The sequence below is a fragment of the Providencia sp. PROV061 genome, from assembly GCF_011045655.1.
Lineage (GTDB): Bacteria > Pseudomonadota > Gammaproteobacteria > Enterobacterales > Enterobacteriaceae > Providencia > Providencia hangzhouensis.
In genome coordinates this window covers 1,811,963-1,830,681 of sequence record NZ_CP042861.1, presented here as the reverse complement: position 1 = coordinate 1,830,681, position 18,719 = coordinate 1,811,963, and the positions used below count along the sequence as shown (strand labels likewise).

General features: G+C 40.9%; 19 protein-coding genes. 4 read left to right on the top strand and 15 right to left on the bottom strand.

All coding sequences use genetic code 11. The annotated features are described in order from the left end of the window. Genes cysW through FVA72_RS08220 form a run of 3 tightly spaced genes read right to left on the bottom strand, consistent with a single transcriptional unit; the run spans position 1 to position 2,713 of the window. Positions 1-861 carry a sulfate/thiosulfate ABC transporter permease CysW gene (gene cysW / locus FVA72_RS08230; RefSeq protein ID WP_004264881.1) on the bottom strand — a complete coding sequence of 287 codons (861 nt, stop codon included), beginning with the start codon at positions 859-861 and terminating at the stop codon, positions 1-3. Then, entirely contained in the window at positions 861-1,691 is an 831-nt protein-coding gene (gene cysT, locus FVA72_RS08225) for a sulfate/thiosulfate ABC transporter permease CysT (RefSeq protein WP_004264883.1), read from the bottom strand. Before cysT ends, cysW begins: the two co-directional genes overlap by 1 nt. Further along, positions 1,691-2,713, bottom strand: a complete 1,023-nt coding sequence (locus FVA72_RS08220) for a sulfate ABC transporter substrate-binding protein (protein WP_094961725.1) — start codon at positions 2,711-2,713, stop codon at positions 1,691-1,693. Before FVA72_RS08220 ends, cysT begins: the two co-directional genes overlap by 1 nt. Before the next feature lie 322 nt (positions 2,714-3,035). Between FVA72_RS08220 and FVA72_RS08215 the strand changes: the two genes are divergently transcribed. Together FVA72_RS08215 and FVA72_RS08210 are read left to right on the top strand one after the other, a co-directional pair. Beyond that, positions 3,036-3,221, top strand: coding sequence for a type II toxin-antitoxin system HicA family toxin (locus tag FVA72_RS08215; RefSeq protein ID WP_094961724.1), 186 nt, complete (start codon positions 3,036-3,038; stop codon positions 3,219-3,221). A 49-nt stretch (positions 3,222-3,270) separates the two neighbouring features. Then, entirely contained in the window at positions 3,271-3,684 is a 414-nt protein-coding gene (locus tag FVA72_RS08210) for a type II toxin-antitoxin system HicB family antitoxin (protein ID WP_094961723.1), read from the top strand. 65 nt (positions 3,685-3,749) lie between these two features. Here the strand turns inward: FVA72_RS08210 and FVA72_RS08205 are convergent, their stop codons facing one another. The 3 genes from FVA72_RS08205 to FVA72_RS08195 form a co-directional block, all read right to left on the bottom strand. Further along, positions 3,750-4,649, bottom strand: a complete 900-nt coding sequence (locus tag FVA72_RS08205) for a Dyp-type peroxidase (protein ID WP_094961722.1) — start codon at positions 4,647-4,649, stop codon at positions 3,750-3,752. A gap of 242 nt (positions 4,650-4,891) precedes the next feature. Next, positions 4,892-5,497, bottom strand: a complete 606-nt coding sequence (locus FVA72_RS08200; RefSeq protein WP_110591953.1) for an RpoE-regulated lipoprotein — start codon at positions 5,495-5,497, stop codon at positions 4,892-4,894. A 91-nt stretch (positions 5,498-5,588) separates the two neighbouring features. Continuing rightward, entirely contained in the window at positions 5,589-6,020 is a 432-nt protein-coding gene (locus tag FVA72_RS08195; protein WP_110591954.1) for a GNAT family acetyltransferase, read from the bottom strand. 136 nt (positions 6,021-6,156) lie between these two features. Between FVA72_RS08195 and hemF the strand changes: the two genes are divergently transcribed. Beyond that, a complete protein-coding gene (gene hemF, locus FVA72_RS08190; protein ID WP_004264888.1) occupies positions 6,157-7,074 on the top strand; it encodes an oxygen-dependent coproporphyrinogen oxidase in 918 nt (305 codons plus the stop codon). A 158-nt stretch (positions 7,075-7,232) separates the two neighbouring features. Continuing rightward, a complete protein-coding gene (locus tag FVA72_RS08185) occupies positions 7,233-8,369 on the top strand; it encodes a M4 family metallopeptidase (protein ID WP_036958991.1) in 1,137 nt (378 codons plus the stop codon). A 121-nt stretch (positions 8,370-8,490) separates the two neighbouring features. Here FVA72_RS08185 and rluF read toward each other — a convergent pair whose 3' ends face one another. The 9 genes from rluF to ndk form a co-directional block, all read right to left on the bottom strand. Then, the gene (gene rluF / locus FVA72_RS08180; RefSeq protein WP_004264890.1) at positions 8,491-9,360 is read right to left on the bottom strand and encodes a 23S rRNA pseudouridine(2604) synthase RluF; all 870 of its coding nucleotides are present in this window, start codon (positions 9,358-9,360) and stop codon (positions 8,491-8,493) included. Positions 9,361-9,539: 179 nt separating this feature from the next. Beyond that, the gene (gene der / locus FVA72_RS08175; protein WP_094961719.1) at positions 9,540-11,018 is read right to left on the bottom strand and encodes a ribosome biogenesis GTPase Der; all 1,479 of its coding nucleotides are present in this window, start codon (positions 11,016-11,018) and stop codon (positions 9,540-9,542) included. A 129-nt stretch (positions 11,019-11,147) separates the two neighbouring features. Further along, entirely contained in the window at positions 11,148-12,320 is a 1,173-nt protein-coding gene (gene bamB / locus FVA72_RS08170) for an outer membrane protein assembly factor BamB (protein ID WP_094961718.1), read from the bottom strand. A gap of 20 nt (positions 12,321-12,340) precedes the next feature. Then, positions 12,341-12,964, bottom strand: coding sequence for a YfgM family protein (locus tag FVA72_RS08165; RefSeq protein WP_004264893.1), 624 nt, complete (start codon positions 12,962-12,964; stop codon positions 12,341-12,343). 10 nt (positions 12,965-12,974) lie between these two features. Beyond that, positions 12,975-14,252 (bottom strand): histidine--tRNA ligase, encoded by a 1,278-nt coding sequence (gene hisS, locus FVA72_RS08160; protein WP_004264894.1) that lies wholly within the window; start codon positions 14,250-14,252, stop codon positions 12,975-12,977. A gap of 219 nt (positions 14,253-14,471) precedes the next feature. Next, on the bottom strand, positions 14,472-15,590 hold the full coding sequence (ispG, locus tag FVA72_RS08155) for a flavodoxin-dependent (E)-4-hydroxy-3-methylbut-2-enyl-diphosphate synthase (protein ID WP_004264895.1): 1,119 nt from the start codon (positions 15,588-15,590) through the stop codon (positions 14,472-14,474). Positions 15,591-15,782: 192 nt separating this feature from the next. Then, positions 15,783-16,727 carry a cytoskeleton protein RodZ gene (gene rodZ / locus FVA72_RS08150; RefSeq protein WP_110591955.1) on the bottom strand — a complete coding sequence of 315 codons (945 nt, stop codon included), beginning with the start codon at positions 16,725-16,727 and terminating at the stop codon, positions 15,783-15,785. 202 nt (positions 16,728-16,929) lie between these two features. Continuing rightward, on the bottom strand, positions 16,930-18,111 hold the full coding sequence (locus tag FVA72_RS08145; RefSeq protein WP_004912645.1) for a bifunctional tRNA (adenosine(37)-C2)-methyltransferase TrmG/ribosomal RNA large subunit methyltransferase RlmN: 1,182 nt from the start codon (positions 18,109-18,111) through the stop codon (positions 16,930-16,932). Positions 18,112-18,272: 161 nt separating this feature from the next. Then, positions 18,273-18,698, bottom strand: coding sequence for a nucleoside-diphosphate kinase (ndk, locus tag FVA72_RS08140; RefSeq protein WP_004264899.1), 426 nt, complete (start codon positions 18,696-18,698; stop codon positions 18,273-18,275). Positions 18,699-18,719: the final 21 nt, after the last annotated feature.

Here is an 18,719-nt window from a genome sequence, read left to right as displayed (position 1 = left end):
TTAATGGACTCCTGATTCAGATTGCTGGCGACTTAAATGCCACTGCAATGCACTTTTAAGTATTAAGGTGATAATTGCCAGCAGTGCTAAGATCCCTGCGGCCGTAAACGCCCCTACTGTATTATAATCCTGATGCAATAATTCAACTTGCAATGGCAAGGTGTATGTTTCACCACGAATAGCTCCTGAAACCACCGAAACCGCACCAAATTCACCGATTGCACGGGCGTTAGTTAAAACCACGCCATACAATAATGCCCAGCGGATATTAGGTAATGTCACACGCCAAAACATCTTCCATCCTGAGGCCCCAAGTAAAACCGCCGCTTCATCTTCTTGGCTACCCTGACTTAACATTAGCGGGACTAACTCACGTACCACAAATGGGCAAGTGACAAAAATAGTCACCAATGCCATACCGGGCCATGAAAACATTAGCTGGATATCAAAACCTTCAAGCCACCCACCAAACCAGCTGTTCGAGCCATAAAAAAGTAAGTACAGCAAACCCGCAACAACAGGTGAAACCGCAAACGGGATATCTACCAAGGTGAGTAATAATTGGCGACCAGGAAATTGAAATCGTGTCACTAACCACGCCATCATGGTGCCAAAAACTAAATTTACAGGAACGGTAATTAAAGCAATTAATACTGTTAAACCAATAGCGTGTAGCATATCTGGGTCTGCCAAATTCAGTAAAACGGCATCTAACCCTTTTTGAAATGCAGTAATAAATATCCAAACAATTGGAATCACTAATAGTAAAAATGAAAACAATAAACCTATCGCAATTAGTAGCCATTTCCCCCAGTTAATTTGGGTACGGCTAGTAGTGTGAATTGGTGTAATTTGCGCCATTACTTGCCCCCCAACCGTTTACCAAAGCGGCTTTGTACTAAATTAACACTAAATAGAAGTAACAATGAAACCGCTAAAATAACTGAGGCCACAGCACTGGCTGCCGGGTAATCAAATTGCTGTAGCTGACTAAAAATCATTAATGAGACAACTTCGGTTTGCCACGCAATATTACCCGCAATAAATATAATGGCACCAAACTCGCCTAAACTCCGTGTAAAGGACAAAACCGTTCCGGCTAATAAGGCCGGTGAAAGCTCTGGTAGTATCACTCGACGAAAGGTTTGCCAACGGCTCGCACCTAGGGTTTGAGCAGCTTCTTCGTATTCAGGGCCTAGCTCTTCCAACACAGGTTGAACCGTACGCACAACAAACGGAATACTGGTAAAAGCCATCGCAACCGCAATTCCCAGCCAAGTATTGACGACTTTAATATCAAACTGGTGCAGATATTGCCCATACCAGCCCGAGGTTGCAAACAGGGTTGCCAATGTCAGCCCCGCTACCGCAGTAGGTAATGCAAAGGGTAAATCTACTAAACCATCTAAAAACAAACGCCCAGGAAAGCGATAACGCGTTAAAATCCACGCTAATAACATGCCAAACACCGCATTAAACAAACTTGCGACTAATGCAGACAGTAACGTCACTTTGTACGCGGCAACCACTTGCGGGTAACTAATGACAGCCCAATATTGCTGCCATGTCATTTCCGATAATTGGATCACCAAAGCGCTCATGGGTAATAGCAAAATCAAGCAGGTATAAAAAAGGCTGCTACCTAGCGTTAGCCCAAAGCCTGGCAAAAAACGCTTTCCTGAACGATTCATTAACGGCGCCCTTCAGCCATTAATTGGTCAAATTCCCCACCGGTGGCAAAATGAACGTCCATTACTTTTGGCCAGCTCTCAAATTGTGATTCAACAGTAAACAACTGAGTTTCTGGGAATTTATCCTTATTCGCACTCATCACCGCTTTGTCATTCACTCGGTAATTGTACTGAGTGATGATTTCTTGGGCCTGTGGGCTATAGAGATAATTTAAGTAAGCTTTAGCGACATCTTCAGTACCATTTTTTTGTACATTTTTATCGACCCAAGCGACGGGAAACTCCGCTAAGATATCCACCGGCGGTACAATAACTTCGTAGTCTGATTCACCATACTGAGAGCGAATATTATTCACTTCTGATTCAAAACTAATAAGGACGTCACCGAGCCCCCGTTCAATAAATGACGTCGTCGCGCCACGCCCACCGGTATCAAATACTTCTACATTTTTCAGAAACTGTTTCATTTGCTCACGGGTTTTTGCTTTATCATCTTTATTTTCTTGATTAAAAGCGCCCCATGCCGCAAGGTAGGTATAACGGCCATTTCCTGAAGTTTTTGGGTTCGGGAAGATTAATTTAACATCTTCACGGACTAAATCATCCCACGTTTTAATCCCTTTAGGGTTTCCTTTACGAACTAAAAACGCCATTGTTGAATAATAAGGCGAGCTATTATTTGGTAAGCGAGCTTGCCAGTCTGCAGGGATCAAATTCCCTTTGTCATGCAAAATTTGCACGTCCGTGACTTGGTTATAGGTCACCACATCCGCTTTCAGCCCTTGTAAAATAGCCAGAGCTTGCTTTGATGAGCCGGCGTGTGATTGTTTAATTGTGAGTTTGTCGTCAGGGTGGGCTTCATTCCATTGTTTTTCAAATGAAGGGTTCAACGCCACAAATAATTCACGGGCAATATCATAAGAGCTATTAAGCAGTTCAGCTGCAACTAATGGTGAGCTTCCGAGTAATGATACCGTTGCCAAACTCGCTAGTGCTGTTTTTTTCAAAAATGATTTTTTCATTCCACACCTATTCGTAACTAAACCCAAATGGCTGACATTGGAACCACTGTATATGTTTTGGTTATAACTGTGTAGCTATCAATCACCTTTTTATATATCAAATTAGAATAACAAAGAAATGAACGTCATAAGCAGAAAAATTAACTGATTTTTTAATTAGTTAGTGATATGAACGCGTTTCATTTTTAAGTTTAGCGAAGCAAAGACACCTTAAACATTTTCCCCCTCTCTCTTTTTTATACACATAACACACACTTTAAATATTGTAAGCACTCTTCAGAGTGTGTATTATGTGTATATCAGTTAACGAAATGGAGGGATCGTGCAAAGTTCGGAACTGATAAACATACTGCAAAAAAACGGTTGGAAACTTGAAAGAATAAAAGGAAGTCACCATCAGTTTTCCCACCCACATTTTTCAATTGTAATTACTGTTCCGCATCCACAAAAAGATTTAAAGATAGGCACACTAAATCACATTTTGAAGGCTGCGAAACTAAAACATTAAATAAGAAAAGCGTTCACGCATGAGCGCTATCTTTAATGGAGATAACCTAATGCTTTATACCGCCTTTATTGAAATTGATAATGATGGCAGCGCAAGTGGCTGGTTTCCTGATATTGAAGGATGTACATTCGCGGGCAGCAATATAGAAGAGGCTTACGCAGAAGCAAAATCAGCAATTGATGCTCATTTTGAATTATTGAGTGAAAAAGGCTTTGAGATCCCATTATCGAAATCTCAGCAAACGCTATTGAACCCAATACAACCTGAATATGCGCATGGGATATGGTTATTTGTGGATGTCGATATGGATAAATACGATGGCCGTACTGAGCGTATTAATATCACCTTGCCGCATCGTTTATTACATCGTATTGATGCTTTAGTGAAGGTTAATCCTGAATATGGTAGCCGTAGTGGTTTTATTGCTGCTGCAGCTCGTAAAGAATTAAAAAAAACCGATTAATACATTGAAAATAATAGATTACATAAATAATTATCAATCGCCGCATCCTTGCGGCAACTTATTGATCAAAGAGACGTCAATGTCTCAATCGACGGAGCATAGTAATAACTCCCCGAAACGGCTTTCGTCATACGCAGCAAATCATCGTATTTGCCGTCTTTTTCACCAAACATGCTGAGTAACTGCTGTTCAATATTGTGTAACCTTGCACAATAAGCGATAAAGAATAAGCCATGTTTGCCGCTTGCTGTACCATATGGCAAGCTGTGACGCATAACTGAAAGCTCTTCACCCTCTTCTTCTATCACCACGCGTGAGACATGAGAGGTGACATTGCGCGCATCTTCATCTAATTCAACGCTATCTTTTTTCGTACGGCCAATCATTTTTTCTTGTTCATGTTCCGAAAAACGATCCCATTTTCGTAAATCGTGTTCATAGCGTTGGACTAAAACATAGCTTCCGCCTTTATCTTCACCGTCTTCGATTAATGTGACCTCTGCAATTTCTTCCCCTTGCGGGTTCTCTGTTCCATCAATAAAACCACTTAAATCTCTGTCATCTACCCAACGAAATCCATGAATTTCTTCAACCACAGAGATAGATTTACCAAATGCTTTTAAAGCAGCTTGTGCTAAAGAAAAATTAATATCGTGGCGCAGTGATTGAATATGAATAAACATATCCCGTTGAGTGGCGGGAGCAAGCCCTTTACCCAGAGTGCGAAATGGTTTCAATTCAGGAGCAGTATTTGCCTTACCGAGCTGTTTCCAGATATCAGAGCCAAACGCGATAACTGCACCAAGGCGATCATCTGGATATTGCGCTTGTAATTTGGTTAAAGCCTCGACAAAGCTTTTACATCCAGACTTAACTTCATCCAGAGATCCCTCTTGCACTTGCGCTTCAATAAAAATACCAAAACGGCTATGTTCTTTCAAAATACCACTTTGAGAATGAGACATACGGTAAACCTCGTAAAATGAATATGTTATATAACCTATTTTTTATATAAGCGATTTTAATATCTTATCTTATCGCTATGATGTTCACCTTGTTTTAACGCAAGGGAATATAGGTTTCCGGTCTATTATAAGAAAGAAAATTTAAGAAAGGGTAAATTTCTTTGAAAACAAGGAAAAAGAAATACTAATGGAAAGATATCGCCAGTATAAATAGTTCTGGCGATATTATTAACGAAATGAGATTATTTATGCCAAATAATTTGCGAGATTTTCCATGTTTTCAGGTCATCATCTGAAGGCATTAAATCTTCTGGCCCTTGCCACTTACCTGTAAAACGGTAAACCACTTTACTTGATTGCGGTGAATTACATTCAATGGTTGGAACGTCATTGACTCGCTCGCCTAGACCGCAAATACCGAATGCTTTTTGATAAATTTCACTAAATTCAGTACCCACTGTCGGCCCCCATTCAGTTGCAATATCGGGGTCACTCACTATAATTCGTGATACATAGCCGTGCTCTGGGCCAACTATTTCTAATTTTACTTCATTATCATCCATTCCTTGGAAAATTGTGACCACATCCCCATTTTCCATTTGCATACCGCTGCGTAATGTATAGCGGTCATCAAGTTGTTTCTTAATGATATCCGCTTGCATTGGTGTAAAACTAGTCACTTGACCAAGTCCTGAGCTAGAAACCACCAGTGGGCCGCTAAACCAAGTCGATGGCGAAAAGAATTTCACACCCGCACACCCTGATAACAGAACTGTTCCACAGACTAGAGAAGCCTTCAACAACGGCGATAATCCATTATTTCTATTCAACTTTGCATGTTGGGACATATCATCCTCTTTTATGAGTCGCATAATGCATATTGTGACAATCTATTTATCAAAACATTCCCATGAATAGTTAAATAAATAGTCAATTAACTTAAAAATCCATTTCGTGCGTTAATTTTTTCGAATAAATTAAACGTTCAGGCTGTTCTTCTTCATACAACATTTTTTCAAACATACAGATAGCAGCATCAGATTCTTCACTCACTAACAGCTCGATTCTTCCGCAGCCTCTGGCGATCAGTTTTTTTTCTAGTCTACTCACTAATGCATTCGCAATACCACGGCCACGGTATTCAGGGTGAACGGCAAGGTAAACAGCAGTACCACGAATGCCATCATACCCCCCCATAATAGTGCCAACGACTTCCCCGGCAACTTCAGCCACTAGAAATAAGTCTGCTCCACACTGTAATTTGCGTTCAATATCGAGTTCAGGATCCCCTGAAAATTCATTAAGAGAACAACGCTCCCATAATGTCAGGACGTCTTCATAATCACTTTGTCGAAAGACTCGTATTTCCATCTCATTTGCCTGCTTAAACTAATCTTTCTGCCATTATCTCTGCTTTTGCCACACAATCAATATTCAATATGCCTTTCTTCGAGCAAAAGGGTATACTTTAACCATTATTTTTTACCTATGGTTCTATTATAAAACAATGAATTACCCAGATATTGAACGTGTAAAAACCTATTTGCAAAGCTTGCAAGAGGCTATTTGTCAAAAAATCACTGAGCTAGATGGTAAGGAAACTTTTCTAGAACAAACATGGGAACGCTCTGAAGGTGGTGGGGGTCGTAGCCGAGTATTAACCAAAGGGGCATTATTTGAACAAGCTGGGGTTAATTTCTCTCATATTAAAGGAGAAAAATTACCTGCATCTGCTTCAGCCCATCGCCCTGAACTTGCTGGTCGTAGCTATCAAGCAATGGGCGTCTCTCTCGTCATTCACCCTCTGAATCCTTACATTCCGACAACCCATGCTAATGTCCGTTTCTTTATTGCTGAAAAAGAAGGTTGCGAGCCTGTTTGGTGGTTTGGTGGCGGTTTTGATTTAACCCCTTTTTATGGCTTTCATGAAGATGTCATCCACTGGCACACTGTTGCTCGTGATTTATGCCGCCCTTATGGTACTGATGTTTATCCTAAATATAAAAATTGGTGTGATGAATACTTTTTCCTGAAGCATAGAAATGAACCTCGTGGTGTCGGTGGGCTATTTTATGATGACCTTAACCAAGGGGGTTTTGAATCCTGTTTTAACTTCACTCAAGCCGTTGGTAATGGCTTTTTAGATGCCTATGTGCCGATTGTTGAAAAACGCAAAGATCATTCATGGGGTGAACGAGAGCGTCAATTCCAATTATATCGTCGTGGTCGTTATGTCGAATTCAATTTGGTATGGGACAGAGGTACATTATTTGGCTTACAAAGTGGAGGCCGAACAGAATCAATTTTAATGTCAATGCCACCACTTGTCCGCTGGGAATACGACTATCATCCTGAACCTAATAGCCAAGAAGCTGCTCTCTATACTGAATTTTTAATCCTAAATAAAGAGTGGGTTTCGCCATAATTAATAACATTAGTTTATAAATTAAGGTAGAAAGATAACCGTTCTACCTTTCTAATATAAAATAACAGCAATTGATTTTAAAGCTTATATATCAACTAGTTACAAAATTATCACAACAGATTATGATTCCATTTCACCCAACTGAATGGAGTTATAATATGAATCAAATTTTAGGCCGTTCTTTACTCTCACCTTGCTTATTAGCCAATTTAGTGACTAAAGCAGGTCATACTGACTTAAAATCAACGCTCACTCATATCAATGATATTATGAGCCGAACCTATTCACATGAAGATGCATTATTTCATCGCAATAATCTTTCATCTTGCCCTATAGATACGACAGGAAAGCGCTATAACCGTTTTATTCGTGATGCTCAGCGCCCTATTCCACATAAACATCACTGGCATTCTGACCTGCCAATTTGTGAGCGTTCAGGGCTTTCTCCAGATAGTCATATGCCACATGATGACTATGCGGTAATTATGTGCGAAGAAGACACTCAAGCACCATCAAAACCCGCTGGGCAAGTATTTAATTCAATTGGTGTTATTCGTACCTTTTTCAAGGAAAAATTAAATATTGACCAAATTTTTGGCTGTTCTGCTGATATTAATGCGGTTATTCATTATGGAACAAACTACGCTAACGCATTTTGGAATTCTCAAGCTATTTTCTTTGGTGACGGGGATGGAATCGTTTTTGGCCCATTCTATAACGACATTGATATAATTGCTCACGAACTTGCTCATGGTTTTATTAGTTCAAAAGCTAATTTTAGATATTCTTTCCAGTCTGGTGCTCTTAATGAGTCTGTCGCAGATGTACTTGGGATTATGGTCAAACAATATTTAAATAATGAAACAGCCAATACCTCTAATTGGCTACTTGGAGAAAATTTATTTATTGACCAAATAAATGCACCTGCCCTACGTTCGATGATAAATCCAGGCGACGCTTATTATCTTTCTGATGAGGTCAGAGATCCACAAGTTGGCCATATGTCTCAATATCAAGATTTACCTATTTTTGTTGATAATGGCGGCGTACATATTAATTCAGGCATTCCAAATAGAGCCTTTTACTTATTAGCTAAGAGCCTTGGTGGCTATACGTGGGATATCGCCGGTAAAATTTGGCTGGAAGCAGTGTCTGACAATAGAGTGACAAAGAAAGCGACATTTATCGAATTTGCTGATGCTACGATCCGTGCGGCTAAGAAACTGTTTGATGATAATATTGCGCAAAAAACACAACAGAGTTGGTTAGGTGTTGGGTTGATAGTAAACCTGTAATAAAATATATCGCTAGATAGCATTAAACCATTTGAAATTAATTTTTCTGTAAAATACAAAGGCCGATACTAAAGAGCATTAATCAACTCTTTTATTCAGCCTTATTCATTAAACCTGCACGTTAACGTTTTTTCTTTTTTCTACCTGGTTGTGTAAACTTTTTACGTGTCGGGTTTTCTGTTTTTACTTTGGGTTTACTTGGCGATGCTTGCTTTGTATTACCTTTATTAGCAGAAACCGATTTCTGTGCTTTTTTCGGTTTAATATCTGACTCAGATTTTTCCATCATATCAAATAACTCAATCAATTCGTCATCTGTTAAGTCTCGCCACTCCCCGACAGGAATACCCGTCAGCCTAACATTCATGATGCGAACGCGTTCAAGTTTAGTGACTTCAAAACCAAAGTGTTCACACATGCGACGAATTTGACGGTTTAACCCTTGCACAAGAGTAATTCTAAAAACAAATGGAGCTTCTTTCTTAACCTTACATTTTTTAGTCATTGTGCCAAGAATCGGTACTCCAGCACCCATTCCACGGATAAATTCATCTGTAACGGGTTTATTGACAGTAACTAAATATTCTTTTTCATGGGAATTCCCTGCCCGTAAAATTTTATTCACCAAATCCCCATGGTTTGTGAGGAAAATCAACCCTTGAGAGTCTTTATCTAAACGGCCAATTGGGAAAATTCGGGTACTGTGATTAACATAATCAACAATATTATCTTTTTCACCACTCTCTGTCGTACTGACAATACCGACTGGCTTATTCAGAGCGATTAACACTAAATCTTCTTCATTACGCGGCTCAATTAATTGCCCATTAACTTTTACCACATCACCAGAAAAAACTTGGTCGCCTATTCCTGCACGCTTACCATTAATAAATACATTACCCTGCTCAATATAACGGTCAGCTTCACGTCTTGAGCAAATACCACTTTCACTAATATATTTGTTTAAACGTGTAGAAGAACGAGTGTCCATAATTTCCCTCAATCTTTAATTCTTCCCCCTGTCCGTCATGATATATTTTGATAACGTAAGGGCGATATTTATTCTTAAAGTATCAATCTAAATAATATTAAAAAGCCGTAACATAATGGTTTTGTTACGGCTTTATGCATTTAATACGGTCAACTAAACCTACATTAGTGCCTTATTAACTAACGTTTTTTCAAATGCTGCATTAAACGCTTACGCTTACGTAACTGAGTTGGCGTTAGCTTATTTTTCTTATCTGCATATGGGTTTTCACCCTCTTTAAACAGAATTCGAATTGGCGTTCCCATCACTTGTAATGAACGACGGAAGTAATTCATCAAATAACGTTTGTAGCTGTCTGGTAAATCAGAGACTTGGTTACCATGGATCACAACAATCGGTGGGTTATGCCCCCCAGCATGGGCATATTTCATTTTAACACGACGACCACGAATAAGCGGCGGTTGGTGCTCATCTTCTGCCATCTTCATGATGCGCGTTAATAATGCCGTTCCCACTCGACGAGTTGCAGATTCATAAGCTTCTTGCACTGATTCAAATAGGTTACCCACGCCACTGCCATGCAATGCAGAAATAAAGTGAATTCGTGCGAAATCAACAAAACCAAGACGCAGTTCAAGCATATCCTTCACATGCTCGCGGTCCTCGGGCTTCATACCATCCCATTTATTAACCGCAATAACTAATGAACGACCTGCATTGAGGATAAAACCAAGTAAAGATAAATCTTGGTCTGAGATACCTTCGCGTGCATCGATAACTAATAATACGACGTTCGCATCTTCAATCGCTTGTAATGTTTTAATTACAGAGAATTTTTCGACTGTTTCAGTAACTTTACCACGTTTACGCACACCAGCCGTGTCAATTAGAATATATTCACGCTCATCGCGTTCCATTGGAATGTAAATGCTGTCACGGGTTGTGCCTGGCATATCAAACACAACAACCCTTTCTTCACCCAATATACGGTTGGTTAATGTCGATTTACCGACATTCGGACGGCCAACGATGGCTAATTTAATCGGTAATGTTGTTGGATCGAAGTCATCTTCTTCGTCTTCATCAAGCTCACCTTGAGCTTCTAACTCTGCCCAATATGCCGCATTTTCTTCTTCTTCGGTCAGTTCGACTTCTTCTTCATCTTCAGCAACAAAAGGTTTTAACGATTGTTCTATTAACTGAGTGACACCGCGGCCATGTGATGCAGCGATCGGATGAATTTCCCCTAAACCAAGAGAGTAAAAATCCCCGATTGCTGTTGTGACATCAATACCATCTGTTTTGTTTGCCACTAAATAAGTTTTTTTCTTGCGGCTACGAAGATGTTTGGCAATGCCTTCATCCGCAGGCATTAGCCCTGCTCTTGCATCGACCATAAACAGAACAATGTCTGCCTCTTCAATTGCTTGCAAGGACTGTGCGGCCATGTGCGTTTCTACGCCTTCCTCAGTCCCATCGATACCACCCGTGTCGATAATAATGAATTCGTGACCTTCAACTTCTGCACGACCATATTTGCGATCACGAGTCAGACCGGGAAAGTCCGCTACTAATGCGTCACGGGTACGGGTTAAACGGTTAAATAACGTGGATTTTCCTACGTTTGGACGCCCTACCAGCGCTACGACGGGTATCATTCTTAGATGCCTCACAACTTTTATTAACTAAAGGAATTCTGAGGCTTTAACTCAGAAAACAAAAAACGAAACGGCTCCTGTGTTCAGGAACCGTTGATTTTATCGATAAATTGGCGGTTTGTCAGAAAATTAACGTGTTAACAGGTAAACTGTTCCGTTTTTTGTCTGAACCATTAGTTTATCACTTGCAACCACTGGGCGACTGTGAATACCAGAGCTGTTTAGTTTGTTTTGTGCAACAAACCCACCCGTACTCATGTCTAACCAATGCAGATAACCTTCTTTGTCACCGACAACAAGATAGCCATTATACATTTCTGGTGCAGATAACCCGCGGTTTAGTAAGTCTTCCTGTGTCCACAGTGTCACACCATCGCTTTTACGAACAGACAATACGCGGTCACTTTGGTCAACGAGGTACAGGTTTTCACCTGACATTACCATGTCATTGATTGAGCCCAGTTCACGTTTCCATAGGATTTGACCTGAACGCATATCCAGTGCTGCCAATGTGCCATTATAAGCAATCGCATACACTTTACCGTCATCAATAATTGGTGTCATATCGACATCGTTTAAGCGGCCGATTTCTGTCGAACTTGTCACTTGCGAAATGCGTTGCTGCCAAATTAATTGGCCTTGAGACAATAGCACTGCACTGACACGACCGTTATCCCCCCCCACAATCGCAGCACCAAAGGCAACTGCTGGAGCAGATTCACCACGTAATGACAACGATGGGGTATCCATGTTAACGGTCCACTTGATTTCCCCGCTATTGACGTCTAAAGCTTGCAGTTGACCATTACTGGTATGAATAACAACAAGGTCATTACTCACTACAGGTTTAGAAAGGGCTTCACCTGCAACTTCGACATCCCAAGCGACTTGACCATCTTCTTTGTTAAGAGCGATAACTGTTCCACGCTCAGTACCCACAAAGATTTTGTCGCCATCAACGGTTAAACCACCGGATAATAATGCAGATAAATTAGCAGAAAGAAAACCCGTTCGTTTAGATAAATCTACCGACCATAATTCTTTACCACTGTCGAGTTCAAAGGCTTTAACTAAACCTTTGCGGTCTGCTGCATAAACGGCTGAGCCATCCCAAACCGGTGATAATTCAGAATAAAATTGTTCAACACCATTTCCAACAGATTTATCCCAAACAATTGATGGGGTGAATTGATTTTCAACCTGTGGAAGTGGCGCCATAATAATAGAATCAGTTTCGCTGGAACAACCGGCAAGTAAAGCTGAAGCGACTAGGCCAACTAAAAGTGTTTTGCGCAACTGCATGTTTGTCGTTTCCTTTCTTCTTATGAATTAGATACGTTGTTCAACTTCAGAGTCAAAATACCTCTAATAGATTGAGAGCCTTCACTTTCTAACCCCTGAGTGTAAGCGGCTTTTGCGCCTGCTTTATCACCCTTGTGGAGTAAGGCATCGCCACGGACATCCTGTGCCGTTGCTTGCCATGACTTACTTTTAATATTTGCCACTGACGCTATCGCACCATCAGCATTACCTTGAGCCAATTGTACTCGTGCTAAACGCAAGTTAATTAAATCTTGCATATCCACAGTTTTTGCTTTGGCTAATGCATTGGTCAATGCAGTTTGTGCGTTAGCTAAATCACCTTTATCCACTGCAATTTGCGCAAGCTCTAAACCCATCATCGCACTGTATACATCGTCAGTTTCAGCCGCAAATTTTTGCGCCGCAGCAATAGCCTGATCTGAACCCGAACGTAATTGGGCGTTTACTGTTTCAAATTTTTGTGCACTTTCTTGCAGTACATTGGTTTTATGGGACTGCCAGTAGTTCCAACCAAATACACCGCCAACGCCAATGACGAGACCAATAACTAATGCCACGCCATTATTCGCAAAAAAGCGCTTAATCGCATCGACTTGATCATTTTCGTTTGTATAGACTTCCACTTGTCTCTCCTTAACCTAATAATTCGGCGATGCGTGACGCCATAAGTTGCTGCGAAATAGTTTCTTGTACGCCAGTACGTAAGTCTTTCACTGTGACTTGGTTATTTTTAATTTCATCTTCCCCCAAGATCAGTGCAATTTTAGCGCCTTGTTTGTCCGCTCTTGCTAACTGTTTCTTGAAGTTACCACCACCGTGGTTAGTCATTAACCGTAGTGTTGGTAGTGCATCACGGACTTTTTCAGCCACTAATATCGCTGCTTGTTGGCTATTTTCGCCAAAAGAAGCGAGATAAACGTCAGCGACTGAAGCATCCGCTGTAAATTCAGGGTTCACTTCTTGGACTAATAACACCATGCGTTCCATACCCATGGCAAAACCAACCGCAGGTGTTGCACGACCGCCTAATTGTTCAACTAGGCCATCATAACGGCCACCCGCACAAACAGTGCCTTGTGAACCCAGCGCCGTGGTTACCCACTCAAAAACAGTGCGGTTATAGTAGTCAAGACCACGAACTAAACGTTGATTTACGCGGTATTGAACCCCAGCAGCTTCTAACAACTTGCATAAGCCATCAAAGTGCTCACGTGATTCGACATCAAGGTAATCAAACAGTTCAGGTGCATCATTCAATAAAGCCTGAATTTCTTGATTTTTTGAGTCCAAAACACGTAAAGGATTTGTGTACATCCGGCGTTTGCAGTCTTCATCCAGCTTATCTTTATGCTGTTCTAAGAAAGCAACTAAAGCCTCACGGTAATTAGCTCGCGCTTCTAATGAACCAATCGAGTTCAGCTCTAATGTTACATGCTCACTAATTCCTAACGCTTTCCACCAGCGCGCTGTCATTAAAATAACTTCAGCATCGATATCAGGGCCTGCAAGACCAAAAACTTCAGCCCCTAACTGGTGAAATTGACGATAACGACCTTTTTGTGGGCGCTCATAACGGAACATTGGGCCTAAATACCACAAACGCTGTTCCTGATTGTACAGCAAACCATGCTCAATACCTGCACGTACACAACCTGCGGTATTTTCAGGGCGTAATGTCAGACTTTCATCGTTACGGTCATTGAAAGTGTACATTTCTTTTTCAACGACATCCGTCACTTCACCTATCGCTCTGCGAAATAGCGGGGTCTGCTCTACAATCGGGGTACGAATTTCACTAAAACCATAACCCTGTAAAATATTTTTTAATGTTGCCTCGATTTTCTGCCATACACGCGTGTCAGCTGGCAAGTAATCATTCATGCCGCGAATGGCTTGGATATTTTTTCCCACTTTATTTCTCTATTTTCAGAATTACATTAGTTTGATTATAAGAGCGAAATATCATCTGGTTCAATCAACAAACACCAATTACTGATACTAATCGGGATTTATCTGTTAATTTGTACGGTGAGCGACCGATTTTAGAAAAAAATGCGGATAATTGATATAGCGTTTGTTCTAAATACGCCAAACGACTCTATGAGTCGCTTGGCATTAGAATACACAAAATTAATCTTTTAAGTTGACTTCAATCCGCTTGCTTTCATCCATCATCGCTGCTTTTGCTCGAATTTTAGCCTCTAATTGGTCGATGATGTTGTCATTATCAAAGCGCTCTTTTTGACGTTTACCGTCTTCATAGAAACCACTCTTGGTTTTTGCGCCTGCAACACCTAGCGTAGAAACTTCCGCTTCACCGGGGCCATTGACCACACAACCAATAATCGACACATCCATTGGCGTAATGATATCTTCTAAGCGCTGTTCTAACTCATTCACCGTGCCTATCACATCAAATTCTTGCCGTGAGCAGGTTGGACAAGCAATAAAATTAATGCCACGCGAACGAATACGCAGTGATTTTAAAATATCAAAACCGACTTTAACTTCTTCAACAGGGTCTGCAGCCAAAGAAATACGCAGAGTATCACCGATACCTTCAGACAGTAACATTCCTAAGCCAATCGCTGATTTTACGGATCCTGCACGTGCGCCACCCGCCTCGGTAATACCTAAATGCAGAGGTTGATCAATTTTATTTGCTAATAAACGGTAAGAACCGACAGCTAAAAATACATCAGAAGCTTTTACACTGACTTTGAATTGGTCGAAATTCAGCCTATCTAAGATGTCCACATGGCGCATTGCCGACTCAACTAAGGCTTCAGGTGTTGGTTCTCCGTACTTCTCTTGAATGTCTTTTTCAAGGGAACCGCCATTGACCCCAATACGAATAGGAATATTGTAATGGCGTGCGCAATCAACAACTTGGCGAATTCTTTCTTCACTACCAATATTACCTGGGTTAATACGCAAGCAATCAACACCGTACTCAGCAACTTTTAATGCAATACGATAGTCAAAATGGATATCAGCCACCAGTGGAACGCTAACTTGCTGTTTAATCAATTTAAATGCTTCAGCAGCATCCATGGTAGGAACAGAAACACGCACGATATCAACACCCACGCGCTCAAGGGATTTTATTTGGCGAACTGTGGCTTCGACATCAGTTGTACGGGTATTGGTCATTGACTGGACAGCGATAGGAGCACCATCGCCTACGGGTACGCTACCTACATTAATACGGGTGGATTTACGTCTTTTTATCGGTGATTCATTATGCATTTTGGTTTAATTCTCCGAACGTCCATGTGCTCTTTGTTACCGTGGTACTTTTTGTGCCTATAGTACTCTTTGTTACCGTGGTATAGTTTTAACGATTATTTTTATACGCTCAACTATACACAAGAAAGCAAACCATAGCCTATCAAAAAAGATGTTTTCGGATATAGTTTGCTTCTTTTTGCCTATTTGTTTTTAGGCTTCAGGTAACTTCAATTTTGCTGGGCGTTTCGCTTTAATAAAACGGCTTAAATCAACAGCGTTACCTTGGAACTGTACCGTCACATTCGCCGGCGCACCAATGTTCAGACGATAAGGTTGCGGACCATCAAGTTCCAGCTTATCCCCATTATTTTTGGTACCACTGAATAAAATTTTATTATTCGCATCACGAATTTCTAACCAACACTGCCCAGTAAAATTCAAGACCAGAGCTTGGCTACTCACTGCAACAGGTTCAGTCGTTTCTGTATTTTGTGTTCTGTCTAATGCAACTGAAGATTGTGGTGCATTCGGTAATGGAATTGTTCTAACTGGCTCTGTAACAGAGTCAGCCGTTAATACGGGCTCTTGGCCTTGTAATTCAAGTGTATTTTCCTGTGTAACAGGCGCTGTATCCGTTGAGACTATCTCTGTTGAAGCCGGCAATTCAACGGGGGTTGTGCTGTTATCTTGCTGAGACAAAATCAAATCATTTTGATTTGCCATTGAAACTAATTCATCTTTTTGTGCGTTATGATCTTGCCACCACCATACACCAACCATTGCAATGAGGACGATCACAATCAACCAAGTCAGTTTCATTAACCAACCTTCGCGCTTTTTACGCTTTTTCCCTAAAGAATAGCTTTGCATAGGAGAAACTTTGGCTAATGTGACGGGCTCTTCCGTTTTCATATACGTTTTTAATTCGCTTTCTGGTATACCTACCATGCGTGCATAAAGGCGAATATAACCACGTAAAAACGTCGGTTCTACACCAGCGGGAGCAATATCTTGTTCTATCTCTTTTACCGTACTGATTTTAAGGCATAATCGTTCTGCAACAACATCTTGGGTTAGCCCCATGCGCTCACGTGCTTGCGTCAATAATTGTCCTACTGTCGTCGTAGTCTGTTCGGTATTATTTTCGATAGTCATTTGCTGGCAACACTATTTCCAAGTTAAAAATATATAAAGCAAGCATTGAGCAGCTTTACTCGTCAATAATTTATCATCATGTTGAAACAACAATTAAATTTTTCTTATTGCTTCTACTATTGTAGGTGAACAAAGGCGTTTTGCCTAACTCTAAAACGCCCTAAACCATAACTTAATTCACTGATTCAAACATATTTATAAATCAGACTGTTTTTACCTTGATAGGTTCCCCTGCTAAGCGTTTTTTCAACGTTCGTTTTGTTCTGTCGATCACATCGCCAGCAAGTTGCCCACAAGCTGCATCTATATCATCACCGCGTGTTTTGCGTACTATCGTAGTAAAACCATATCCCATCAATACTTTACAAAAGCGGTCAATACGACTATTCGAACTTCTACCGTATGGCGCTCCAGGGAACGGGTTCCATGGAATTAAGTTGATTTTGCTAGGTGTATTTTTTAAACATTCCGCTAATTGATGAGCTTGTTCAACACTATCGTTCACGTGATCTAACATCACATACTCAACGGTTACTCGTCCTGCATTGGCATTCGATTTCGTTAAATAACGATTCACACTGTTGAGGAAGGTTTCAATATTGTATTTTTTATTAATTGGAACGATATCATCGCGGATATCATCTGTTGGCGCATGCAATGAAATCGCTAACGCGACATCAATCATATCCCCTAATTTGTCCAGTGCAGGTACAACACCGGAAGTGGAAATCGTGACACGGCGCTTAGATAAACCAAAACCGAAGTCATCTAACATAATTTCCATCGCAGGGACGACATTATTCAAATTCAGTAATGGTTCGCCCATTCCCATCATTACAACGTTGGTAATTGGACGGCGTCCACTGGATTTCAGTGAACCAATAATTTTTGCAGCTCGCCAAACCTGACCAATGATTTCCGAAACACGTAAGTTACGGTTGAAGCCTTGTTGCGCCGTGGAACAGAATTTACACTCCAGCGCACAACCAACCTGTGAAGACACACACAATGTTGCACGATCTGCTTCTGGGATATATACAGTTTCAACCAGTTGGTCACCCACTTTGATAGCCCACTTAATGGTACCATCTGATGAACGCTGTTCGTCAGCGACTTCCGGTGCACGGATTTCCGCGACTTCTTTTAGTTTTGCTCTAAGAACTTTATTAATATCGGTCATTTGGTCAAAATCATCATAGCAATAATGATAGATCCATTTCATGACCTGATCCGCGCGGAACGGTTTTTCACCCATTTGGGCAAAGAACTCACGCATTTGCTTGCGGTTTAAATCAAGTAAATTGGTTTTTTGATTCGTTTTTTCTGGCGTGACAGAAATAGCAGAAGAAGTTGCACATTGTGCATCTGTCGTCATATCAGACATGGTGTATTGCCTCGTTGTTACACTTTCGGCAGTGCTAGTAATGAGTATAGCACGACGTAATTTTTGCAGTCTTAAAAATATAATCGCCCCGCTAATCATAGCAGGGCGTCGCATTGTACAAACTTTATAACAATAATGCTAATGCATTAGTTAAAGAAGTCTTAGCGTGGGCAGATTTCATCAGCAGTGAAGAAATACGCGATTTCACGAGCAGCAGATTCTTCAGAGTCTGAACCGTGAGTTGCGTTTTCAGTGAAGCTGTCTGCGTAGTCTGCACGTAAAGTACCTGCTAACGCGTTATCTGGGTTAGTTGCGCCCATCAGGTCACGATGACGTTGGATTGCATTTTCACCTTCTAACACTTGCAGCATGATAGGGCCTGAAGTCATGAATTCAACCAGACCTTCAAAGAAAGGACGGCCTTTGTGTTCAGCGTAGAAGCCTTCAGCTTGCTCACGAGTTAAATGCATCATTTTAGCGGCGATGATTGTGAAACCCGCGCTTTCAAAACGGTTGTAGATTGCACCAATAACGTTTTTCTTCACGGCGTTTGGTTTAATAATAGAAAATGTACGTTGAACAGTCATAAATAACCTCTTAGCGATTCA